Origin of the sequence: Lysinibacillus sphaericus, assembly GCF_015844675.1 — a bacterium.
GTDB lineage: Bacteria > Bacillota > Bacilli > Bacillales_A > Planococcaceae > Lysinibacillus > Lysinibacillus sphaericus_E.
Genome location: NZ_LDGC01000091.1, coordinates 1 through 25,425, shown reverse-complemented (window position 1 = coordinate 25,425; position 25,425 = coordinate 1). Strand labels below are relative to the sequence as shown.

Here is a 25,425-nt window from a genome sequence, read left to right as displayed (position 1 = left end):
TACATATTTTGATAATCTATTCTCAAAGTCCCCTAAGTACGTCCGGAATTAGCTTTGTGCCTGCACAAAGAACTCCTTTTCGATTCCGTGACACCCGCTGAAAGAAGTTAAACGCCATTGCTATCTAGTATTTATTTAGCTATGATGAACCCAATCATAATTTTTTAATTATTCTAACATTAATGCTATGTTTAAAGATTATACTGTTAGTATGTAAGTTTTTCACTATTAGGGAGGGGGAAGATTATGCAGAAAACACGTATTTTTGGTTTTTTACTTGCGCTGATGCTTGTTGTCTTAGCTGCTTGTAGTAATGACAAGGCTGCTACAAAAGATAACGACAAAACGTCTAGTTCTGAAAAGACCGATGTTGCAGCTAAACCATCTGGAAAGCTTGTGATCTATACAGGGCGCGATGAGGAAATGGTGCAAAAAGTAATCGATCAGTTTAATGAAAAGTACCCGGACATTGAAGTGGAGTTTTTAACGATGGGTGCGCAGCAAATTTTAGAACGTCTACGTGGTGAAAAGGCTAATCCTCAGGCTGATTTTTGGTGGGGCGGTACGCAATCTGCACTAACTGTCGGCGCCGATGAAGGTTTACTTCAGGCTTGGAAGCCTAGCTTTAACGACTCCATTGATGCGGCTTATAAAGATGCAGAAGGTCGTTGGTTTGGTGAAATGTTACTACCCGAAGTTATTATGATTAACAGTGATGTATTAAAGAAAGAAACGGGCCCACAGGATTGGGATGAGTTATTAGATCCAAAGTGGAAAGATAAAATTTTAATTCGAGGTGTATTAGCATCTGGGACGATGCGTACGATTTACTCCTCTATGATTTTACGTCAAGGCGCAGATTCACCTGAGAAGGGCTACGATTGGTTGTTAAAATTAGATGCCAACACGAAGGAATATACACAAGATCCAAATGCACTTTATTTAAAGATGACACGACAAGAAGGCAGCGTTTCTTTATGGAATTTGCAAGATATTTTATTAAAGAAATATACGACTGATTATCCGTTCGATTACATTTATCCGAAGAGTGGTGCTCCGATTTTAGTTGATGGTGTTGGTGTTGTGAACAATGCTAAAAACTTAGAAAATGCAAAGCTCTTCACAGAATTCATATTTGAAAAAGGAATGGTGACTCAACTAGCCAACGATTACTATCAAATCCCTACTCGCTCAGATATCGATAAAGCAGCAATGCCTGAGTGGTATAAAGAATTAGATTTAAAAACTTTTGATATAGATTGGAAGCTCATGACTGAGAAAGAAGCTGAATGGATGGAGCATTGGGATAACAATATTAAAGGGCGCGGAAAAAAGTGACCGAGGACTAAAAAGTTATGAACTTGCCCTATGTTGCTGACAGGCTCTTCACAAAAATTTAGGAATAACATTTGTTAAAACGTATGCCATGTATATAAGTTGATCTTCGTTACGACTGGGCGACTCCTTGGGGATCAGCAATAGAGGAACGGAAATCAACCCCACGTTATGGTGAAGAGTCTTTTTAATCATACAACATCTATGAATATTGTTCATATCTTTAAGCCTCGAGTATATTACGCTCGAGGCTTCATGCAACTAATTTTCTAACGAGAAAGGAGCATTTCAGTTGAAAAGTGTGAAAATAGAAAATGTCTCTAAGAAATTCGGTCACATTCACGGCGTAAAAGATTTAGATCTTCATATTAAATCTGGTGAATTTTTCACGTTCCTCGGTCCAAGTGGTTGTGGGAAAACGACAACTCTCAGGATGATTGCAGGCTTTTATTACCCGACTGACGGGAAAATTCTTTTCGACGATTTTGATGTGACAAGGCTTCAACCTAATAAACGGAACATTGGTATGGTGTTTCAGAATTATGCCCTCTTTCCACATATGACGGTAGACGAAAATATCTCCTTTGGATTACAAGTACGAAAATTTTCAAAAGCAGAGATTAAGCAAAAAGTTGACCGTATTAGAGGACTTGTCCATTTATCGCAATATGGTAATCGGAAAATTAATGAGTTATCTGGTGGGCAGCAGCAACGAGTTGCATTGGCAAGGGCGCTTGTCATAGAGCCTGATATTTTATTATTAGACGAGCCCTTGTCAAATTTAGATGCTAAACTACGTGAAGAAACCCGCGTAGAAATAAAACGTATTCAATCCGAGCTCGGTGTTACAACCATCTATGTTACACATGATCAAATGGAAGCTATGTCTATGTCAGATCGGATAATGGTCATGGAGAATGGGCACGTCAGACAAATCGGTACACCACAAGAAATTTACAATCGACCTTCAAACCGCTTCGTAGCAGATTTTATCGGTGAGACGAACTTAATTGAGGCGACAATCGATGCTATTAACGATAACGATTTACAAGTAAAAACAGCGAGTGGACTTGTTCTCACTGGGCGAAAGCAACAAAGCTCCCCCGCTTTAACGCATATGATTGGAGACAAAGTGTTTATTTCTATTCGTCCTGAATCTATTCATGAAGGTACTGGTGAAAACACATTAACGGGTAAAATCACTTTTGTTGAATTTACAGGAATTAGTGTGAACTACATTGTAGAATGTCTAGATTTTTCACTAAAAGTAATGATTATTAATATGAATGGTCAATTCAAAAAAATTGGTGAAGAAATCACTCTAACTATAGCCCAAGATTCACTGTATTTTTTAGGAGAATAGGAGGGTACCAACATGGAAAAAACACACCACAGTTCTTCTGAAGGAAGTGCATGGACACGTCTAACTAGCTCGAACTGGTTTGTCTATATTTTAGTTGCACCTTTATTTTTAGTGTTGTTTGCCTATGTGGTATACCCGTTCTATCAAACGTTTAAAGAGAGCTTTTCTGGTGATGATGCACTCTCTAATTATAAAAATTTCTTTAATATAGCTAGCCCAGCAAATATAGAGGCATTGTGGACTAGTATATATATATCCGCTATCAGTGTTATTTGTTGTGCGATCGTCGGTGTAACTATGGCATTTCTACTGGAACGCTATAATTTCCCAGGTAGACGGATACTCTCTGTTTTAGTATTGATACCTATGGCTCTTCCGCCGTTAGTAGGTGTACTGTCCTTTACTTTTTTGTATGGAGACAGTGGTATTTTCCCACGTGCGTTTCAGCACCTATTCGGTTTAGAGCAAGTACCCTTTTCATTAAAAGGCATATGGGGGGTTATCTTAGTACATACATTCACTATGTACACTTACTTCTACTTAACCGCCTCAGCAGCTATAAAAGGTCTTGATCCAGCTTTAGAAGAAGCCGCTACTAGTTTAGGTGCCGGGCGTATTCGGGTATGGACAAAGGTTATTTTGCCCATGTTAACACCTTCGATTGTGGCCTCCTCCTTACTCGTCTTTATGATATCTATGGCATCCTACACTGCACCTTTAATGTTCGGTGTCGAACGTACAATGACCATGCAAATCTATTTATCTCGTACGAATGGGAATTTAGATATGGCAGCGACACAATCTATGATTTTATCCTTTGTGTCCATTACCTTTTTAATTGTGATGCGCTGGTATCAAAACCGTCGAAATTATCAAAATCTCAGTAAAGGGGTTAGTGTTCACCGTTCTGAAGTGTCTTCAAGAGGCATGAAAATTATGGCAACTATTGCGTCTTTCATAGGCACATTAATTTTAATTTTGCCGATTTTAGTGCTTATTTTAATTTCATTTTCCGTTGATGGTGCATGGAAAACACAAATTCTCCCAACAGACTATACATTGGATCATTATCAAGCACTTTTTACGGATGAACGGACGTGGCGACCGATTTGGAACTCCATTCAAATGGGGATTGTTGCAACATTCGGCAACATAATTTTCGGTGTTGCAGCAGCCTATGCAATGGTTCGCTTAAACTTCAAAGGTAAAACATTACTCGATATTTTAATTATGGTTCCTTGGGCATTGCCAGGAACGGTTGTAGCTGTCAATTTGATTGCAGCCTTTAGTACAGAAAATATATTCGCCTTTAATCAAGTTCTTGTCGGTACGTTCTGGATTTTGCCGTTAGCCTATTTTATTAGACATTTACCTCTTGTTTTCCGATCGACATCGGCATCACTTGTTCAATTAGATCAATCTATCGAAGAAGCGTCACGGAGTTTAGGTGCAACATGGTGGTATTCATTTAGACGTATTGTACTTCCCCTTACATTTACGGGCATTTTAGCAGGTACGTTACTAGCACTTGTTCAAAGCTTTGGAGAATTCGTAGCGTCCATTCTTATTTACAGTACGTCGACCATCCCATTATCAGTGGCGATCTTCCAAAAACTTTATTCATTTAAATTTGGAACTGCTTGTGCATATGGCGTCTTACAAATTTGTTTAATTTTAATTGTGCTTATTATTTCTGAGAAGTTATCTAAAGGCAGTGCTGGTTCGGCCATATAACTGCTAATCTAATAGGAGGCAATTCATATGTTTGAAGATTTTCGCAACAAAACACAGCAAGAAGATGGGATGATCTTCCCTTCTAATATTTATCGTAAAATTGTCTTACAGCCGGCTTACGATGAAGCCAAGAAAAACTTTTTAACAATTATTCTACAAATCAATATTGCACACTTAAAAATGTTAGAAGAACAGGGACTAGTAAAAAAAGAAGAAGCTAAAGAAATCGGAGTCGCTCTAAAGAAACTAGATTTGAACTATTATCGTATAGAGGATTACAGCCCACTATATGAGGATTTGTTTTTCCGCATCGAAAATAAATTAATAGAGCTTGCTGGCGATGTTGCTGGAAATCTTCACATTGGGAGAAGTCGTAATGATATGGGCATTGCCATCTATCGAATGACTTTAAGAAAAAAATTGTTATTGCTTATGCGAGAATTATTGACATTACGGGATGATTTAATCGCTGCTGCTGAGGAGCACGTTGATACGATTATGATTGGCTATACACATACGCAGCAGGCACAGCCAACAACTTTTGCTCATTATTTGAAGGCCGTCATCGATCAACTTGAACGCGATTTTGAGCGTTTACAGCATGTCTACAAAACGGTGAATCGTAGTAGTATGGGGGCAGCAGCATTAACGACAACAGGCTTCAATATTAATCGAGAGCGCATGCGTGAGTTATTGGCCTTCGATGATATTATTGAGAATGCGTGGGATGCTGTTGCTGGTGCAGATTATATTGCAGAGGCGGCGAGTATCGTCCAGCTTGCGGCACTTAATCTTGGCCGCACATCCCAGGATTTTCTATTATGGGCTACACAGGAATTCAATGCATTTACGTTGGCGAGCCCGTACGTACAAGTTAGCTCGATCATGCCACAAAAACGCAATCCTGTTTCAATCGAGCATACACGTTCATTGCTATCAGCGGTTGTTGGTGACGCTAGTACAGTATTACAGATGGTACATAATACACCTTTTGGAGATATCGTAGACACAGAAGATGATATGCAACCATATTTATGGCGCGCCATCGACCGTTTAATAGGTATTTACGAACTATTTGGGTCGCTAGTTGTCACGATGGATGTAAACAAGAAAAAACTAAGAAATCGAGCTGAAAATAGCTTTGCCAATGTAACAGAGCTTGCCGATACGTTAGTGCGTTCTGAAGGGATTTCCTTCCGCCAAGCACATAGTATTGTTAGTAAATGTATTAAGGTCTTGCTCTCTCATGGCGAGGAATCTCTAGCGAGCCTTACGTGGGGGCTAGCAAACACACAATCCAAATTGATTACTGGTAAGCCATTAAAAATCTCTGAAGAAGATTTTTATAATACATTAAAACCAGAAACTTTCGTTGCTGTACGTACATTACTTGGGGGTCCAGCGCCCGTAACGATGAAAGAATCTCTTGAGCGCTCCAAGGCAAATTCTCATAACCTTAATGAGTGGGTCCGTTTGAAGGAGTCTAAAATCATTGAGGCAGAGAAACAATTAACAGTCTTTATCGAGGGATGGAATCAATGATGGGATGGCTACTTATTATTGACGGTGGTGCTACAAAAACGGCATGTGCGCTCGTACATGCCGAGTCTGGTGAAATAATTTATACAACATCAACAAGAGGCTCGAATTATCAAGCAATCGGTGCTGAATCTGCTACAGAAATAGTGCAAACATTATTAGCAAATGTGCAGGACTTTTTGCAAAAGCAAGATGACTCCACTATTGCTGTAGCTACCTTTGCAATGGCTGGGATTGATTCTCCCAAAGATCATGAAATCGTATCAGCAATCGTTCATAACGCCGTATCAGCATTACAGCTAAAAATAGATACGCTTATTATAGAAAATGATGCGCAAGCCACTTTACTTGGCGTTACTGCAGGACAGGCAGGCGCGTTACTCATCGCTGGAACAGGAGCCATTGCTTACGCATGTACCGGTACACAAATAGTACGTGCAGGTGGCTGGGGGCATCGTGCTGGCGATGAAGGCAGTGGCTATTGGCTAGGGCAAGAAGTAATACGCGCCATTTTCCGCATGGAAGACGGGCGCGGTGAGCCGACTCTATTAAAAAATGCTGTCTTTAATCACTTACGGATCCAAGACATCACAGAGCTCGCTACATGGCTTTTCCATCCATCTTACACGAACGCGCAGCTTGCAAAAATGGGGGCATTTTTAGCAGATGCCGTGGACAAAAAGGATCTATGCGCCATCCAAATATCAATGCGTGCTGCCCATGAATTAGTACTTCTTGCATGCGCTGCGTTGAAAAAAATTGACTATCAAGGCGAAGCATTCAGCCTTTATTGTAATGGTGGTGCCATTAAGCATAATCCATTAATTTTTACAACTTTTTCACAGGAAATGAAGTCGATGTATCCACAAATTGAAGTTTCTCTGTGTCAGCATCAACCAATCCACTATCTTATAGAGCGTACAAAAAGGGCCTATGACAGTTTGTAATGTCATAGGCTCTTTTTGTTGATGAAAAACTATTATGTCGATGAATCTAAGGTATCCTATTAAATGAAGTATGACCCTTCGGCAAAACGAGGGGTTGATTTCCGTTCCGACTGGGCGCTTTCCTGGGGGCGTCCGATGAGCCGCTTCACTCGCGATGCTCGCTCCAGGGTCTCGGGCCAACACGATGTTGGTCACGAAGGCGTTATCACAGGATGTGATGCTTTTAGCCTTCGTTCCTCTATTGCTATTCCCCGAGGAGTCGCCCAGTCTCCACTCCAATCAACCACTTCACATAAAATGTGCCTTCTGACATGTCACTCATTTCTTTTTCGTGACAAGTTAAAGTGCCATTTTTTTTAGTTCATTTGTCGTGAAATATAAATAGCTGTCCTTCACAAATAAATCCTTCGTTTCTTCCCTATTTAATATTTGTTCTCCACTGCCATCCGGACGAATCTTCGTTAAATACGCTCCTTGTGAATAATTACTAAAATATAGCCAACCATCCGCATAAACAACGTACTGTGCGCGTGAATTGGAAACGCGTTTCGATTTACCTGTTTCTAAATCAAGCACGTACAATTTATTATTATCAGAAACATTACTATAAAATATTTGTTGCCCTACCTTTGCAGCGAAATCTACATTGTGAAAGTAGTTATACTTTGTACTAGTTGCTTTCGGGTAGTCTTCAGCAATCCACGTATGATCTTTTGCCATCGTCCGATCATCCACTAAAAAATATTGATAACGCACTGCCCCTTTACGATCAGGTACAGGATCATTCCATGTAGTATCGAGGTGGTACCATTGGCCATCCAGCTTTACTAAATTCCATGCATGTCCTTCCTGTCCGACATAGCCTACTATATATTTTGTTTCTATACCTAGCTTTTGTAACATCGAATGAGCCAGCAATGCATAGCCCTGACAAACGCCACCATGTTCCGCAAGCACTGTGTAAGCACTATGTGGACTTGAATTCGTTTGATCCGTATACGCGCTATTGGCAACGATATAATCATTGACAGCCCTAACCTTTTCTACATTACTTAATGATTGTTTATCGATAGAAGCTACAACCTCTTGAACATTCATTTCAACATATCCAGACTGCTCTGGTGTCATTAAATAACTTTGCTCCCCAAAGACTTTGGCCGTTCTTCCTCCATATTCAAAACGAATTGAGTGTTTACTAATATGGCCATATACATAATCATCTCGTTTAATAGCATTTTCATAAGCTTCTTCCACTACCTGTTCAATTCGTTGTGTATTGCCTTTATATTGAATCTCAAACGTAGGTGAAAAACTACTGTAGTACGCATACATCGCATCAGCCATTTCCTTTGCATTTGTTACAACTAACTTTGCTTCAGGTTTTTTGACTGCAGGAGCTGTAACGGCTACTCCTTCTTCTGGTTTGTCTTCTATAGGTGGTGTGGCCGTTTCAATGGAGGTATTCTCTGAAAGTTTAGCAGTAACGTCTATGATTTTTTCCTTTGTTGAAAGAAGCATCGTTTCTATCTCATCATTATTGGCCCAAGTTATCACTTGTTGTACAACTGCCTTACCAGCCGTATAAATGGGGTCAATAAAAATAATGATTATTACGATCATGGCTAACTTTTTCCACAAAATCCTCACCTCCAACCGGTTTCCTGTATTCATTATATACAAAAAAAGCACAAAGAACTCAGTTGGAGGTCCTTTTGTGCTTTCATTTTATCAATAGATAAGGATATTCTTATTTAATTTTAAGTTTCTGTTCGTTGCCCTTAACATTATAAACTAAAAAATTATCATTAATTCTTAAATCTGTAACTGCTTGTTTCACGAGCACTTCAGTTTGTAATGTTTTTAGATTTAATTTTGTTAAGTAACCGCTGTTACTGTAATCACTGAAATATAAAAAGTCATCTGCTCCAGTAATATACAAGGCACGTTTATCAATGACCTTTGTTTTCTTACCACTTGCTAGATCAAGCTTATACAATTTATCTTTATCCGCTGTATTACTAAAGTATAGCGTATTTATATCCTGATATGCAAAATGAACATTTAGCATATAGTTATATTTTGTACTTGTTGCAGCTGGATAATTTGATGCTATCCATTTATGATCTTTCTTTAGTTGTGCATCTGTTACTAAAAAATAATCGTACGAAGAAGCCCCGAAACGATTTGGTAATGGATCATTCCATGTTGTATCTAAATGATACCACTGACCATCAACCTTTACTAAATTCCATGCATGTGCCACGTTACCATTAACAGTACCAACAACATACTTTGCATCGAATCCAGCTTGATCCAACATTTTATAAGCTGCTAACGCATAACCCTGACACACAGCTTGTCCTTCCATTAACAATGCATAAGCACTATGAGGACTAGCCTTTGTTTTTGTACCATATGTAGCATTTGACACGATATAATCATTAATCGCTTTTACTTTTTCGAACTCTGTCATCGAAGGCTTAATAATCGCTTTTAATAATTGATCAACCTTTTTTTGCACCGCCGCTTCTTGCGTTTGGTTTGTCAAATACTTCACTTTAAACGTTACATTGCCTGTTGAGTCTGCAGAAATATTGGTACTTTCCATATGACCACCCGCATATACCGCTTGCTCCTGTGCTTTTTTAAAGGACTCCATAAAATTCTTTTTGAAATCTGTCATTGGTCCACTATATGTAATGTTAATTTCGGGAGCGAAATTATTTAATTGCTTTACGATTTCTGTTGTAAATTGATCCCAAGTTGTTACGTTAGTACTAGCTACTACATGATAAGCACTCACCGGGGAAGTATTTACTGAACGAGCGTCTGCCTGGTGAGCATAAGCTGCTGTTGGACTTAACATTAGCAATGCTGCTCCGCCTATCAACCATTTTTTCACAATAAATCACCTTCCCATTTGTTATATTCTTGTAATTAGAATAGCAGAGAAAGTGACTACGAATCTATCGGACAAGTTCACTAACTATGACTTTTAACTATGTAACCACTATACATCAAATAGGTATAAACTCCCTTTAATAAAAAATAAGTATCGAATTAAACTATATTTTTGTACAAAAATAAAAACTCACCTGTTTTTAGTGAGTTTTCTAAGCCGTTTTTATCGAGTAGGCTTCTCTTTATGTTAACGACTTTTTACTACTAAATTAACTGCCTCTTGAATAACTTCATTCATTTTCTCGCCATCACCTTCAGCATTTTGTACACATTCTAAAAGATTCGTGCTAACAATGACACCAACTGTGCGATCTACTGCTGAACGTACAGCCGATAATTGAGTAATGACTGCCTTACAGTCCTTTTCTTCTTCCATCATTTTCAAAATTCCACGTAGCTGGCCTTCCATGCGCTTTACACGATTTTTAACTTGATCTGAATATTCCATCATCATTGCTCCTTCTTCTATACTCGCTACGCCCTTGAGTAATTATTATCCTACTACAAAATTTAACATGTAGCTATTTTTCCCTTGGTTTTAAATAATTCATCAGCATGGTAGCAATAATTGACCCTGCATTTGTTATTTCATCATACTGTATCACTGTATTTTTCTTTATTCGTAATTGACCTATCTCTACCTCAAAAATTGGACACTTTCTTTTAAGCGCAGCGACTAGCATATTTGTGTCGTAGTCATATCGTTCACCTTTTACTTTCATCAGCCACGGTAGTTCCTTTATAGAAATAAACCGCAAACCTGTTTGGGTATCCACTAATCTTTTATGATAAAGGATTTCAAAAAACAAACTTGTTGCACGATTACCCCAATAGGATAAAAGGTTACTGTCTGCCGAATGGAAGTTACGTACTCCTAACACAATCCCTTCAGAAAATACCTTTGTCATCGTTAAAACGAGCTTTACATCTTGTAAAGTATGTTGCCCATGAGCACCTACTGTAATGACACCTTGAAACATGCTTCTTTGTGATCTTACATACGCAAAGGCTGTTTTTAGTGCGCCGCCCTTACCAATATTGTGGTCATGCTCTAGTACTCGACAGCAATCAATCTTTTTTAACTCTTCAAATACATATGCATATTTTTGATCACTACCATCATTGACAATAATAATTTGGCTAATGGTGGTGGCTAATAATTGATGGACATAGGTTATAAGTGACTGTTGTGGATTATAGGCTGGTATAATTACTGCAATATTTTTCATCATTTCTATCCCCCGGATAACATGAAACTTTGACAGATGTACTTTTTTAATTACTACTTCAAACCTCGACGAGTCTCCTTATAACACATAGTATCATGTAACGAGGACAATTCAACAATAACGGTATTTTCCCGATATATGAAAAAAGAGGACTTCATAGTAACGTATGTTGATTTTCCGTTCCGACTGGGTGCTTTCCTGGGGGCGTCCAGTATTCACTCCAATCAACTAATATAGATGATGTACGTTTTAACATATTAAATATCTAGATTTCGGTAATGAGCATAAGAAGAATTTTATGAAAGAGGTGAGTGCTATCGTCATTCAAAATGATATTCTCCACGACCAATGTAAGAAATTAAAAGCTTTGTCCTTCATTAAATTGGCTAAAAATTTACAGGATGCTAGCTCTCTCGCCACGTCAAAGCCAGCTCTATCTTTACAAAAATCACTCCTTGTACTTGAGGAAATTTTATATGAGATTTATAAACTAGAAATGGATTCAGAACCAAAGCTAAAAAACATTCGGTCATTACTCAATAATCGTAGCTTTGTTGCAAAAATTCATCCACGTCGCATTTATTTACTAATGAATCTTGTAAACAAAATGACTTCTAATAATAGTAGTGAAATTGTAGAAGCAAAGGTCGCAAAAATTGTTCTTGATTATATAAGTGATATTGTAGAATGGTTTATTAAACACTATGACCTTAGCGTAAAGGCAAAGATGATTCGCATAGCCCCTAGTTTTGAAAATTTAACTTCAGTTTTTGATGTAAATATGCTTCTTCAAGATAACCAATCAACTGAGGCCTATAAAAGTGCCGCAAACTGGTTTGAGCTTGCAGCAAAACAAGGGAATGCAAGTGCTCAATATAATTTAGGTGCTCTTTATAATCAAGGTCGTGGTGTTAAGAAAGATTATGCAGTTGCAAAAATGTGGTATGAACGTGCCGCTGCTCAAAATGATGCAAATGCACTTTATAGCTTAGGCGTACTCTATCATTTAGGACATGGTGTTGTACAAAACTATGAAGAAGCTACTCGCTATTATAAAGCTGCAGCAGATTTAGAAAACGCAGATGCACAGTACAATCTGGGTGTTTTATACAATCAAGGACTTGGTATGCCACAAAACTTTGCAGAGGCAGCAAAATGGTACATGCTAGCGGCCAATCAAGGGAATACAAGTGCTCAAAATAACCTTGGATTCCTTTATCACAACGGAACCGGCGTCGAGCAAAGCTATGAGGAAGCTATAGCCTATTTTGAAATGGCCGCATTAGCTGGTGATGCAAGTTCTCAGTATAATCTTGGCTATATGTACCTTAAAGGTCGTGGTATCTCACAAAATTTTGAAGAAGCTGCGCAATGGTTCCATTTAGCTGCACTTCAAGACCATACTAATGCAGAATTTCAATTGGCAATGCTATATAACACTGGTCAAGGTATTCCTCAGGATCGTATTGAGGCTATAAAATGGTTTAAACTCGCAGCACATAAAGGACACTTAAATGCTCAGTACTGTCTCGGTGTACTCTATGTCAAAGAAAACGATATATCTTTAGCTGAAAAATGGTTACAGTTAGCCACTAACACTGGACATATAGGTGCAGGATTTGAGCTTGGACGTATTTATGTATATCAACTTCAACAACCCGAAAAAGCGCTCCCTTACTTCAAAGCTGCCGCTGAAAAGGGGTATGCTGATGCTCAGTACGAGCTCGGATTATTATATGAGGCTAACTTGAATTATGATGAAGCAGTGAAATGGTGGAGAGCCGCTACTGATCAGTCTCATATTCAGGCTGAATATCAATTGGGGTTATTATATGAGCATGGATTGGGGGTCGAGCAGGACTTAGAAGAGGCACGGCGCTGCTATCGACTAGCAGCCATCCAAGGGCATTCAGGTGCTCAATATCAGCTCGGTAATTTATTTGATAAGGGAAAAGGTGTCGCACAGGATTATACAGAGGCAGCAAAATGGATTGAACAAGCTGCCGCTACGGGGCATGCCAAAGCACAATATCAATTAGCTCAAATGCACAGTCATGGTCAAGGGGTACCGAAGGATTTTGTGAAAGCAGCCCAGCTGTATCGACTCGCTGCCAATCAAGGGCATCAAAAAGCACAATTCCAGCTCGGTATGCTTTACAAAAAAGGACATGGTGTCGCACAAGACTATACCGAGGCAACAAAATGGCTTAAAAAGTCTCTTGAAAATATAAAATAAAGGACTCATCAATATATTGTGGGGTTGGTTCCTTCTAGGTTACTCGTTTTTATGGGCAAACGTCGAGCCGCCTTCTTCACTTCGCACAGATACATTATTACATCCTATGTGATATGGTTGATCTCCGTTCCGACTGGGCGACTCCTTGGGGATTAGCAATAGAGGAACGAAGGCTATAACCATCACATCCTGTGATAACGCCTTCGTGACCAACATCGTGCCGCTGCCGCTACGTTGCACTCACGCTTTCGCGCAAAAGACATCTGTTGGCCCGAGACCCTGCAGCGAAGCGGATGTTTTCTGTGCGAAAGCGTAGTGCCAACGTAGCGGCAGCAAATGTTTTATCTGTGCGAAAGCGAAGCGTCAGCAACAATAAAAGCGGCTCATCGAACGCCCCCAGGAAGCTCTGCTCTGCGCGAAAGCGAAGCGTCAGCGGCAAATGTTTTATCTGTGCGAAAGCAAAGCGTCAGCAACAAATGTTTTATCTGTGCGAAAGCGAAGCGTCAGCAACAAAGCGCCCAGTCGGAACGGAGATCAACCCCTCGCTTTGCAGGAGAACCATACTTTATTTAAAGGCTTTAATAACATGAAATACTGTGCCACCTCTTAATAAGACAGTGACACGGTATTTTCTAGTTTTTCATTTCTTCTTTTAGATTCACCATAAATGTTACAACGATAAATAAAGCAAAGCTAATTAATAGTGTTGTCCCACCTATGATAAAGAAAATTAATGTAAATGTACTGCTAAAATGAAATGGATTCAAATTGTAGAACCACATGCCTAGTGTTAAACCAAAAACTCCGAGAATAGCCGTCCAACCATGTGCTGTTACTAATTTTTGCGATTTCACTTTAAAAGCACGATAGAAAATCCCCCATGCAAACATACTTAACCAACCTACGAGCAAAATATGTGCATGTATCGGTCTATATTCATAACTACCTGATGCAGAGATATGTGAGCCTATATATGTTCCCAATAAGGCAAAAATCGCAGCAAGACGAATAAGGCGTATACTCCATTTTAGTTCCATACAACAACTCCCCCTAAGTTTTTTCAACTTAGTCAGCAGTTTATCCCGTGAACATGAACTTTACATGAACTCCTCATTACAATTTTGGTAAGTGAACACGGACCTTTGTGCCGGAATTCATTTCACTTTCAATATGAACCGCTCCCTCATGTAGCTCAGCAATTTGCTTCACGATGGCTAGTCCAAGCCCAGTACCTTGCTTTGTTCTGGACTCATCTACTCGATAAAAGCGATCAAATACCTTTTGTAGTTGTTCAGCAGTCAATCCTATGCCACTGTCCTCAATAAGCACTTCAATTGAGGATGAGAATTCTTGCAAGTGAATATGAATTTCTCCACCTTCGACATTATATTTAATAGCATTCGTCAATAAATTATCCCAAACATTTTGCAACAGCCCAGCATCACCATTACATGTTATTGGTTCTAGCTGATACGATAATTGTACATTGGCGTCTTCAAGCTGCCAGCGGTATTTTCTTACGGTTTCCTTTAATTGCTCATCTAAACGATAAGGCTCACGCTTTAACAACCTTGTAGATTGATCGAGTGACGTTAGTAAAAGTAATTGCTTAGTTAATGTCGATAGACGCTTTGTTTCTAGTTCAATAATCGTTGTATATTCATGCCTTTCCTTGTCGGTAAGTGAAGGATTCTTTAGTAAATCTACATAGCCTTGAATATTCAACAACGGCGACTGAAAATCATGGGACACATTACTAATAAATTCTTTACGTATTCGATCATTTTCCTGTAATTTTTCTGTCATGACATTAAAACTATCTGCTAATTGTCCAATCTCATCAGCTCGCTCTATATCTAGTAGCGTATCGAATTTTTCATGTGCAAGCTGATGTGTGGCCTCTGTTAGTTGTGTAATAGGGCGAATTAGTGCCTTAGCAAAAAGTAGCATTGCCAACAGACTAAGTACTGTCATTGCTAAAATAAGTCCACCAAGTATCGTATGAACCTCAGAAAACAACAAGCGAATATCAGGTCTAATGAACAGTGCATACTGCTTATTTTCATAAGTAAATGGCACACCTATCGTATTTATTAGCTCATTCGCAAAAAAGCCTGTCACAAAAGTCTCTTTAGGAAAATCACGCATACCATGATAAATTCCCCCGTTTAAAACCTGCTCGACTGTTTTGGGCGGTAGTGCTTTATCACGATACTTACCGCCGAAAAAATGTCCTTCGTCACCAGTTGTTACATAAATCTGATAACCTATTTCCCCAAGAGTTGTTAAATAATTTTCTAAATCGCCAGGTTTTAACGACTCAATGTATTTCGCAATATCTTGCGCAATCTTCACGTTTTTCGCATCATTTTTTTCCTTTACAACTTGATGATAATAAATATTCGTCGCTAAAAAGCCGATACACAAGCTGCCAATCATAACGAGCATTGTCGTGACAACAAATTTACTATATAACGTTTTCATCATGCAGTAACCTCTAGCTTATAGCCAACACCACGCACCGTTGTAATCTCAACACCTGTTTCATAACGATGCAGACGTTCACGAATCCGCTTCACATGCGTATTTAAAGTCTGTTCATCTCCATCGTAGTCATAGCCCCACACTTGCTCCATAATAAAACTACGTGTAAACACCTGATTTGGGCGAGAAGCTAGTAAAGCCAATAGTTCAAATTCCTTTAAAGGCAGAACAAGTGTATCTTCCCCAATGACCACCTCAAAGCTACGACGATCAATAACTAGCTTGCTCACCTGGATGGTTACCTGATTTTTCTTATCTAATCTACGCAATATAGCTGCTATGCGAAACAGCAATTCTTTAGGTTCAAAAGGCTTGACAACATAGTCATCTGAGCCTGCCAAAAAACCTCGCTCCTTGTCCTCAAGCTCGCCCTTTGCTGTTAATAACAGTACAGGAATATCGTAGTCCTGGCTCAATGTCTTAGTTAATGTAAAACCATCCATCCCCGGCATCATGACATCTACAACAGCCAAATCAGGCAAGCTTCCCTCAAGTAGTTGAAGGGCCTGTTGTCCGTTTTCCGCTTGTATCACCTGATAGCCCTCTTTAGTCAGATAAATATTTACTAGCTGTAAAATATGTACATCATCATCTACAACGAGAATTTTCATTCAAGCTTACCCCCATCCAACTTCTTTCCGGTACACTACTTTAACAAAAAATCCGCTCCATTCCGTCTGGGCGATCTACAAATGCAATGATCGCTGTCTCACGGGAGTGTAGCGAATTTTCAACTTCTTTCGCATTTATATTATAACGAAAAGAAAGAAATCAACAGCAATATAAGTAACGGCAAGCCAATTACGATATAGCCTCGTGGATTTGCAAAGTTCATCGTCCAACCGATCCCAAAACGTTTCTCTACAAAAACGGAAGGATCTTGACGATTCACATAAATTAATCCACCCTTCCAATAGCGATCCTCATCAACATCCATTACTTCTGCAACGACATTATCTTCATATGTCACCCTTAACTTGCGTTTTTTCCACGCGTAAATAAGGACAGAGCCCAAAACAAGGCATAAAAATAAAATAAATATTGGTAATAGCCTATTTCCTGAAGTCATTGAAGGATAGATATTGCTTAACTGTAATACTGTAAATAATATAGTAAGGGCATAGCTTAAAAACATAATGTTCCAGCTCATATACTTTCGGCTTTTCAACTGATCTTCCAATGATTCTTCCTTCCGATTAACGGCCATCTTGATTGCAGAACGCTTTATGGAATCTACAATTCCCCACATCATACATTGCATCATCAGCATAACAAGCGGCATTGAAATCGCAGTAAAATATGTTTTACTTCTCCAAGAGTCCGCTTCTCCGCTAGGTCCCCAGTGTACAGCAATATGATCCGGTATTTGGTCATAATGGAGGATTGTAAAGATAATCAAAAACACCGTAACACCAAAAGGAACTACATAAAATGGCCAAGGAAGCATTTCATCACGACTACGTGCCGTTACATCAACAGTACGAACTTGTTTTATATTTAAGCCCCATTGCTCTTTCCTTTTGAGTTTTAAAACTTTTTGATGGTTTATCCAATATAGTGTCATACTGACTGCAAGCATTGCAAATAAGCACCCCAGCAGTAAAATACTTGCATAAACTCAGATGGTGCAAGGTAATAATAGCTGACAATCATAATCATTAAAAATAGGACGCCAGAAATTCCAACGACTTGAGCATAGTGCTTTTTCATATTACGTAATGCGGGATGTTTTACATTTTGTTCAGGTGCAGTAACGCCAAAAATGATTGTCTCACGTACTATATATGGAACAAATACTTGTAGAGCTAATGTTAAGAGGTAGACGGTTAAGAAAACGAAAAGTAGCATGTGCTACACCCCTTCTGCAGGTAATTGCAAATCAGAAAATACCTTTTTCATCATGTGCTCGATTTGATCAGCAGTTGCCCCGAGCACCATTCCTTCAACCACAATTGGCTTTAAGCTTTTTTCAATTTGCTGTAATTGTTCAGGAGTTAACGCTCGCTCCTCTGTTGAACGAATTATAGCACCTGATTTGGCTCTAATTGTAATGATCCCCTTCTCCTCTAACTCATGATAGCTTTTATTAACCGTGTGCATATTGACACCCAGATCAGCCGCTAAATTACGTACAGATGGCAAAGTATCTCCTGGTTTCATTTCCCCTCGTGCAATACCTTCCATAATTTGTTGCGTTACCTGTTGATAAATTGGTACATCAGATTGTGGCTCTATTTGAATAAACATGACTATCATCTCCATATTTGTTATATATCTAATATAACAAAATAATTATTCTTTGTGCATAAAAATGAGACCAATTGAACAATCAGAAAAAAGATGTCTCACGATTAATTCGAGACATCCCCTTTCAACTATTGCTAATGCATCATAAATTTCGTCAACTACTGTCATCGCCCCGGGGGCCAGCAATATTTCGCATTTTATACTCCCCCCCTTACAATGTTTAGAAGATAAAAAAATGCCTTACAAGCTCCCCATCTAAGCTCGTAAGACATCCTTTACCCCTTTAAATCCTTTTATTCATGACCCCTTTTTTTGTAACCGTGTTCAATTTTCAGTAAGGAACAGGGGAACAGACCCCGCTCGTTACATAAGTGGAATACAGTGGACTCCATTCGAGTTTAGTCCACAACAATTTAGGAGAGTTGGATATGTTCATATAGTAGATTCGTATCTTAAATCAATTATGCTGAAAGCAAGTTAAGCTAATTTTTCATAACCTGGAAGCGTCAAGAATTCTGCAAATTCGTCTTGTTCAATTAAAGATTTAAACAGCTCAGCAGCTTCTTCATAGCGGCCACGATTATAGACTTGTTCCCCAACAGCCTCTTTAATTTTCACAAGCTCTTCCTCCAAGATCTCTAATACAAAGGCCAATGTAATACCACGGCCATCATCCAAGATACCTTTTGGATGACGAATCCATTGCCATACTTGTGTACGAGAGATTTCTGCAGTTGCAGCATCTTCCATTAAGTTGTTAATCGGTGCAGCCCCGTTGCCTCGTAGCCAAGAAGCAATGTACTGAATCCCTACGCTACAGTTAATACGAAGACCTTCAAGTGTAATTGTACCTTCTGGAACAGCTACTAAATCTTCCGCAGTAACATTTACATCCTCACGTTTTTTATCGATTTGGTTTGGTGTCGTCATAATCGCATCAAACTGTTCCATCGCCGTTGCAACCATACCCGGATGCGCTACCCAAGTTCCATCATGGCCATCTGTTGCCTCACGACGTTTATCTTCGGCAACCTTTGCAAACGCTACAGCATTCGCATCGTCATCCCCTTTAACAGGAATTTGTGCTGCCATACCGCCCATTGCAGGAGCATTTCGTTTATGACATGTTTGAATACATAAAGACGTATATGCCTTCATGAATGGTACAGTCATTGTTACTTGTCCACGGTCCGGTAAAATTACATCAGGTTGATTACGTAGACGCTTGATATAGCTGAAAATGTAATCCCAGCGTCCACAATTCAGACCAGCTGAATGTTCACGCAGTTCATATAAAATTTCATCCATTTCAAATGCAGCTAATATTGTTTCGATTAATACAGTAGCCTTAATTGTCCCTTGTGGAATTCCGATATAATCTTGTGCAAACACAAAGACATCATTCCATAAGCGAGCCTCCAAATGGCTTTCAAGCTTCGGCAAGTAGAAATATGGTCCTGTACCTTGTGCCAATGCATTTTTAGCATTGTGGAATAAATACAGACCGAAATCAAAGAAACTACCAGAGATCGGTTCGCCATCTACTAGTACATGCTTTTCAAGTAAATGAAGACCACGTGGACGCACTAATAACACAGCTGTGTTTTCGTTTAACTTATACGTTTTACCATTAGATGTTTGTGTAAATTCAATTGTTTTATTAATAGCATCACGCATATTTATTTGGCCGCCAATCATGTTTTCCCATGTCGGAGCAGATGCATCCTCAAAGCAAGCCATAAACATTTTTGCACCGGAGTTTAAAGCATTAATAACCATTTTACGGTCAACAGGTCCTGTAATTTCTACACGACGGTCTTGCAAATCTGCTGGAAGTGGTGCAATTGTCCAATCTCCCTCACGAATATGCTTAGTCTCTGGTAAGAAGTCGAGTTTCTCACCTGCATCAAGACGTTTTTGGCGTTCTTGACGAGCCTCTAACAGCTCTTTTCGACGAGCATCGAATTTTTCGTGCAGGGCAAGAACAAACTCAAGGGCTTCTGGTGTTAAAATTTCTTTTGTTTGCTCATTTTGTTCCCCAACAATTTTAAGCTTACCTGTTGTTGCTTGTTCCATCAGTTATTTCCCCCACCTTTGCGAATTTAAGTAGTCTTCCCCGCTTTAGGAGGGGCGGGGGAGACTAATCTATGATTATGAATTTAGGAATACACGTACTTTATGAAACTTATACGAATTGTTCTGTTTCAGTAGAGCCAGCCATAGCTGTTGTAGAAGAAGTACCACCAGAGATAACTTGAGATACGTCATCAAAGTAACCAGTACCTACTTCGCGTTGGTGGCGAGTAGCTGTGTAGCCTTTTGACTCTGATGCAAACTCAGCTTGTTGTAGCTTAGAGTATGCAGCCATACCATTATCTTTATAATCATGCGCAAGCTCGAACATAGAGTGGTTTAATGCGTGGAAACCAGCTAATGTTACGAATTGGAATTTATATCCTAATTTACCTAACTCGCGTTGATATTCTGCGATTTCTCCTTCTGATAGATTTGCTTTCCAGTTGAATGAAGGTGAGCAGTTGTATGCTAGCAATTTACCAGGGAATTCAGCATGAATAGCTGCCGCAAATTCACGTGCTTCCTCAAGGGATGGTTTAGAAGTTTCACACCAAATTAAATCTGCATACGGCGCGTAAGCTAACCCACGAGCAATCGCTTGTTTGATGCCTGGTTTTGTACGGAAGAAGCCTTCTGGAGTACGTTCACCAGTAATAAACTCAGCATCACGTGGATCGATATCAGATGTTACCATATCTGCAGCATCAGCATCTGTACGAGCGATTAAAATTGTATCAACACCCATTACGTCTGTTGCAAGACGAGCAGCAATTAAGTTACGAACAGCATTTTGTGTTGGAAGTAAAACTTTACCGCCTAAGTGACCACATTTTTTCTCAGAAGCTAATTGGTCTTCTAAGTGAACACCAGCAGCTCCAGCTTCAATCATACCTTTTACAAGCTCAAATACGTTTAGTGGACCACCGAAGCCAGCCTCAGCATCTGCCACAATTGGAGCGAACCAATCAAATTGATCAACACGTCCTTCAGCATGATCGATTTGATCTGCACGTTGTAAAGCTTGGTTAATACGCTTTACTACTGCTGGTACAGAGTTTGCTGGATATAAGGATTGGTCAGGGTACATTTGACCAGAAAGGTTAGCATCAGCAGCCACTTGCCAGCCTGATAAATAGATTGCTTTTAATCCGGCTTTCACTTGTTGTACAGCTTGATTACCAGTTAATGCACCTAATGCATTAATGAACGGTTCTTCTTGTAAAGAGTTCCAAAGTCGAGCCGCACCTTTAGTTGCTAAAGTTTGTTCAAGTACAACAGAGCCCTGTAACTTAACAACCTCTTCAGCTGAATATGCACGTTCAATACCTGCCCAACGAGGGTTCTCTGCCCATTGTTTTTTTAATGCTTGAATTTTTTCTTGACGTGTTGACATATTGAAATTCCACCTTCCCCTTTGTAGACAATATACTCTGTTAAAAAACTTTTAATCCGCTGTTCCATAACAGGTTTATTTGTTGTAAATTAATATATAACAGAACTTCTGAATTTTCATTATTTTTAGATAAAATACCAAATTTTAATGATGAAACCGCTTTTTTTGGCGATGAAATTTGGTAAACTGTTTACAAACAAGGGGGATATTCACAATGAATAACGAGTTTAATTCTTTGCCAAAAGATATTTCACAACAGTTTATTTCAATGCTAAAGGACTGGGTTCCAGTCAATTCATCCATTGCAATTGCAGCTGAAAACTCTTATATTTATTTTCATTCTGGACATCAAAACATTAACTTAGAAGTAGGCCAACAAGTACAATCCGGCAGCATTGCAGAGCAAGTACTACGCACAAGGAAACGAACAGACGCCGTTCTAGATAATTCCTTATTCGAAACACCGTATTATGGGATAGGTTACCCTATTAACATTTTAGATGTACCTGCAGCACTTATTGTAGTATTACCTTCAACCTTTACCGAAAAGAAATTAGAGCCCTTTCAATTTTTAACAGGAAAGCAAGAAGAGGAATGGAATCCTGTTGCCATTGAAAAAATTTCTCATATTGAAAGTCTGCAGAAAAAAACGTGGTTTTATGTGGAGGGAGAACAATTTAAAACAAGTATTACACTGAAAGAACTCCAAATGCGTCTACCGTCATCTTTTATTCGCATTCATAGATCTTATATTGTTAATATTCATTTCATAAAAAAAATGGCTCGTGATCTTACTTCCAATTTTATTGTCACTCTAAAGGATGGAAGTGAACTACCCGTTAGCCAATCTTATTTAAACAATCTTCGAAACGCTCTTGAATTTTAGATTTTGTTTTGGCGTAATTAATATTATTGTGCTGTCGCTTCGCTTTCGCACAGAAAAACATTCGCTGAATAAAGATAAAAGGCTGTCTTATACAATGGTTGTATAAGACAGCCTAAAAAATAAAAAAGCCTGAGAAATAATTCTCAGACTTTAGATTGCCTAGCGACGTCCTACTCTCACAGGGGGAAGCCCCCAACTACCATCGGCGCTAAAGAGCTTAACTTCCGTGTTCGGTATGGGAACGGGTGTGACCTCTTTGCCATCATCACTAGACTATTGTCGGCTTTCAATATACGTCGTATTTCTTCGTCAGCTTCAGTCGTTCAGTCAGTCACGTACTTAAGTACGCTCCTTCCCTCTCTCCATCGCTTCCTCGAACTACTCGTATCTTGAAACCCTATATGAAAGAATTGTTCTTTCAAAACTGGATAAACGGTGCATTGAATGTTTCAAACATTTTGGTTAAGTCCTCGATCGATTAGTATTCGTCAGCTCCATGTGTCACCACACTTCCACCTCGAACCTATCTACCTCATCGTCTTTGAGGGATCTTACTTACTTGCGTAATGGGAAATCTCATCTTGAGGGGGGCTTCATGCTTAGATGCTTTCAGCACTTATCCCGTCCACACATAGCTACCCAGCGATGCCTTTGGCAAGACAACTGGTACACCAGCGGTGTGTCCATCCCGGTCCTCTCGTACTAAGGACAGCTCCTCTCAAATTTCCTACGCCCACGACGGATAGGGACCGAACTGTCTCACGACGTTCTGAACCCAGCTCGCGTACCGCTTTAATGGGCGAACAGCCCAACCCTTGGGACCGACTACAGCCCCAGGATGCGATGAGCCGACATCGAGGTGCCAAACCTCCCCGTCGATGTGGACTCTTGGGGGAGATAAGCCTGTTATCCCCGGGGTAGCTTTTATCCGTTGAGCGATGGCCCTTCCATGCGGAACCACCGGATCACTAAGCCCGTCTTTCGACCCTGCTCGACTTGTAGGTCTCGCAGTCAAGCTCCCTTGTGCCTTTACACTCTACGAATGATTTCCAACCATTCTGAGGGAACCTTTGGGCGCCTCCGTTACCTTTTAGGAGGCGACCGCCCCAGTCAAACTGTCCGCCTGACACTGTCTCCTGCCCCGCTAAGGGGCATGGGTTAGAATTTCAATACAACCAGGGTAGTATCCCACCGACGCCTCCTTCGAAGCTGGCGCTCCGAGATCTCTGGCTCCTACCTATCCTGTACAAGTTGTACCAAAATTCAATATCAGGCTACAGTAAAGCTCCACGGGGTCTTTCCGTCCTGTCGCGGGTAACCTGCATCTTCACAGGTACTATAATTTCACCGAGTCTCTCGTTGAGACAGTGCCCAGATCGTTACGCCTTTCGTGCGGGTCGGAACTTACCCGACAAGGAATTTCGCTACCTTAGGACCGTTATAGTTACGGCCGCCGTTTACTGGGGCTTCAATTCGCAGCTTCGCTTGCGCTAACCACTCCTCTTAACCTTCCAGCACCGGGCAGGCGTCAGCCCCTATACGTCACCTTACGGTTTTGCAGAGACCTGTGTTTTTGCTAAACAGTCGCCTGGGCCTATTCACTGCGGCTCTCATGCGCTTGCACGCTCAAGAGCACCCCTTCTCCCGAAGTTACGGGGTCATTTTGCCGAGTTCCTTAACGAGAGTTCTCTCGCACACCTTAGGATTCTCTCCTCGACTACCTGTGTCGGTTTGCGGTACGGGCACCTCTCACCTCGATAGAGGCTTTTCTTGGCAGTGTGAAATCAGGAACTTCGTCCATACGGACTCGCCATCACAGCTCAACGTTACAGTGTGCGGATTTGCCTACACACACGCCTTACTGCTTGGACGCGCATAACCAACAGCGCGCTTACCCTATCCTACTGCGTCCCCCCATTTCTCAAACGGTGAGGAGGTGGTACAGGAATATCAACCTGTTGTCCATCGCCTACGCCTATCGGCCTCGGCTTAGGTCCCGACTAACCCTGAGCGGACGAGCCTTCCTCAGGAAACCTTAGTCATACGGTGGACGGGATTCTCACCCGTCTTTCGCTACTCATACCGGCATTCTCACTTCTAAGCGCTCCACCAGTCCTTCCGATCTGACTTCAACGCACTTAGAACGCTCTCCTACCACTGACATCGTAGATGTCAATCCACAGCTTCGGTGAATCGTTTAGCCCCGATACATTTTCGGCGCAGCGTCACTCGACCAGTGAGCTATTACGCACTCTTTAAATGATGGCTGCTTCTAAGCCAACATCCTGGTTGTCTGTGCAACGCCACATCCTTTTCCACTTAACGATTACTTTGGGACCTTAGCTGGTGGTCTGGGCTGTTTCCCTTTTGACTACGGATCTTATCACTCGCAGTCTGACTCCCGTGTATAAATATCTGGCATTCGGAGTTTGTCTGAATTCGGTAAACCGGGATGGCCCCCTAGTCCAAACAGTGCTCTACCTCCAGTATTCTCATCACGAGGCTAGCCCTAAAGCTATTTCGGAGAGAACCAGCTATCTCCAAGTTCGATTGGAATTTCTCCGCTACCCACACCTCATCCCCGCACTTTTCAACGTGCGTGGGTTCGGGCCTCCAGTAAGTGTTACCTCACCTTCACCCTGGACATGGGTAGATCACCTGGTTTCGGGTCTACGACCACGTACTAATTCGCCCTATTCAGACTCGCTTTCGCTGCGGCTCCGCCTTCTAAAGCTTAACCTCGCACGTAATCGTAACTCGCCGGTTCATTCTACAAAAGGCACGCTATCACCCATTAACGGGCTCTAACTACTTGTAGGCACACGGTTTCAGGATCTCTTTCACTCCCCTTCCGGGGTGCTTTTCACCTTTCCCTCACGGTACTGGTTCACTATCGGTCACTAGGTAGTATTTAGCCTTGGGAGATGGTCCTCCC

General features: G+C 40.4%; 19 protein-coding genes and 2 rRNA genes. 7 read left to right on the top strand and 14 right to left on the bottom strand.

Going from position 1 to position 25,425, the window contains the following annotated elements:
- Positions 1-246: 246 nt before the first annotated feature.
- The 5 genes from ABE34_RS21915 (at position 247) to ABE34_RS21895 (ending at position 6,918) form a co-directional block, all read left to right on the top strand.
- On the top strand, positions 247-1,338 hold the full coding sequence (locus ABE34_RS21915) for an extracellular solute-binding protein (protein WP_197144561.1): 1,092 nt from the start codon (positions 247-249) through the stop codon (positions 1,336-1,338).
- 289 nt (positions 1,339-1,627) lie between these two features.
- Positions 1,628-2,698 (top strand): ABC transporter ATP-binding protein, encoded by a 1,071-nt coding sequence (locus ABE34_RS21910; protein WP_197144560.1) that lies wholly within the window; start codon positions 1,628-1,630, stop codon positions 2,696-2,698.
- A gap of 12 nt (positions 2,699-2,710) precedes the next feature.
- The gene (locus tag ABE34_RS21905) at positions 2,711-4,432 is read left to right on the top strand and encodes an ABC transporter permease (protein ID WP_197144559.1); all 1,722 of its coding nucleotides are present in this window, start codon (positions 2,711-2,713) and stop codon (positions 4,430-4,432) included.
- A 27-nt stretch (positions 4,433-4,459) separates the two neighbouring features.
- Positions 4,460-5,974, top strand: coding sequence for an argininosuccinate lyase (gene argH / locus ABE34_RS21900; RefSeq protein ID WP_197144558.1), 1,515 nt, complete (start codon positions 4,460-4,462; stop codon positions 5,972-5,974).
- Positions 5,971-6,918, top strand: coding sequence for an N-acetylglucosamine kinase (locus ABE34_RS21895; protein WP_197144621.1), 948 nt, complete (start codon positions 5,971-5,973; stop codon positions 6,916-6,918). The genes argH and ABE34_RS21895 overlap by 4 nt, the downstream gene beginning before the upstream one ends.
- 339 nt (positions 6,919-7,257) lie before the next feature.
- Here the strand turns inward: ABE34_RS21895 and ABE34_RS21890 are convergent, their stop codons facing one another.
- From ABE34_RS21890 to ABE34_RS21875, 4 genes are all read right to left on the bottom strand, one after another.
- Entirely contained in the window at positions 7,258-8,565 is a 1,308-nt protein-coding gene (locus ABE34_RS21890) for a transglutaminase domain-containing protein (RefSeq protein ID WP_346655599.1), read from the bottom strand.
- 100 nt (positions 8,566-8,665) lie between these two features.
- Positions 8,666-9,820, bottom strand: coding sequence for a transglutaminase domain-containing protein (locus tag ABE34_RS21885; protein WP_197144556.1), 1,155 nt, complete (start codon positions 9,818-9,820; stop codon positions 8,666-8,668).
- Between the two features lie 246 nt (positions 9,821-10,066).
- Complete coding sequence (locus ABE34_RS21880; protein ID WP_010857552.1) at positions 10,067-10,327, bottom strand: metal-sensitive transcriptional regulator; 261 nt, start codon at positions 10,325-10,327, stop codon at positions 10,067-10,069.
- Positions 10,328-10,400: 73 nt separating this feature from the next.
- On the bottom strand, positions 10,401-11,111 hold the full coding sequence (locus ABE34_RS21875) for a glycosyltransferase family 2 protein (protein ID WP_241747171.1): 711 nt from the start codon (positions 11,109-11,111) through the stop codon (positions 10,401-10,403).
- A gap of 295 nt (positions 11,112-11,406) precedes the next feature.
- Here ABE34_RS21875 and ABE34_RS21870 point away from each other — a divergent pair, with 295 nt between their 5' ends.
- Complete coding sequence (locus ABE34_RS21870) at positions 11,407-13,344, top strand: tetratricopeptide repeat protein (protein ID WP_206700731.1); 1,938 nt, start codon at positions 11,407-11,409, stop codon at positions 13,342-13,344.
- A gap of 632 nt (positions 13,345-13,976) precedes the next feature.
- On the opposite strand, the gene ABE34_RS21865 is transcribed toward ABE34_RS21870, so the two are convergent.
- The 8 genes from ABE34_RS21865 to aceA form a co-directional block, all read right to left on the bottom strand.
- Positions 13,977-14,381: a hypothetical protein gene (locus ABE34_RS21865; protein ID WP_197144555.1), complete on the bottom strand. Its 405-nt coding sequence runs from the start codon at positions 14,379-14,381 to the stop codon at positions 13,977-13,979.
- A gap of 76 nt (positions 14,382-14,457) precedes the next feature.
- Positions 14,458-15,828, bottom strand: coding sequence for a sensor histidine kinase (locus ABE34_RS21860; RefSeq protein ID WP_197144618.1), 1,371 nt, complete (start codon positions 15,826-15,828; stop codon positions 14,458-14,460).
- Entirely contained in the window at positions 15,828-16,499 is a 672-nt protein-coding gene (locus ABE34_RS21855; RefSeq protein ID WP_197144554.1) for a response regulator transcription factor, read from the bottom strand. The genes ABE34_RS21860 and ABE34_RS21855 overlap by 1 nt, the downstream gene beginning before the upstream one ends.
- 140 nt (positions 16,500-16,639) lie before the next feature.
- Entirely contained in the window at positions 16,640-17,467 is an 828-nt protein-coding gene (locus ABE34_RS21850) for a DUF1648 domain-containing protein (RefSeq protein WP_241747170.1), read from the bottom strand.
- Positions 17,449-17,736, bottom strand: a complete 288-nt coding sequence (locus ABE34_RS25300) for a hypothetical protein (RefSeq protein ID WP_241747169.1) — start codon at positions 17,734-17,736, stop codon at positions 17,449-17,451. The genes ABE34_RS21850 and ABE34_RS25300 overlap by 19 nt, the downstream gene beginning before the upstream one ends.
- A 3-nt stretch (positions 17,737-17,739) precedes the next feature.
- Entirely contained in the window at positions 17,740-18,135 is a 396-nt protein-coding gene (locus ABE34_RS21845; RefSeq protein WP_197144553.1) for a GntR family transcriptional regulator, read from the bottom strand.
- Between the two features lie 477 nt (positions 18,136-18,612).
- Positions 18,613-20,211, bottom strand: a complete 1,599-nt coding sequence (aceB, locus tag ABE34_RS21840; RefSeq protein WP_197144552.1) for a malate synthase A — start codon at positions 20,209-20,211, stop codon at positions 18,613-18,615.
- 109 nt (positions 20,212-20,320) lie between these two features.
- Positions 20,321-21,604, bottom strand: a complete 1,284-nt coding sequence (gene aceA, locus ABE34_RS21835) for an isocitrate lyase (RefSeq protein ID WP_197144551.1) — start codon at positions 21,602-21,604, stop codon at positions 20,321-20,323.
- Between the two features lie 214 nt (positions 21,605-21,818).
- On the opposite strand from aceA, the gene ABE34_RS21830 reads away from it, so the two are divergent.
- A complete protein-coding gene (locus ABE34_RS21830) occupies positions 21,819-22,490 on the top strand; it encodes a LytTR family DNA-binding domain-containing protein (RefSeq protein ID WP_197144550.1) in 672 nt (223 codons plus the stop codon).
- Between the two features lie 157 nt (positions 22,491-22,647).
- Here ABE34_RS21830 and rrf read toward each other — a convergent pair.
- Positions 22,648-22,763, bottom strand: a 5S ribosomal RNA gene (gene rrf / locus ABE34_RS21825).
- Positions 22,764-22,948: 185 nt separating this feature from the next.
- Positions 22,949-25,425 (bottom strand): 23S ribosomal RNA (locus ABE34_RS21820); the annotation flags it as partial.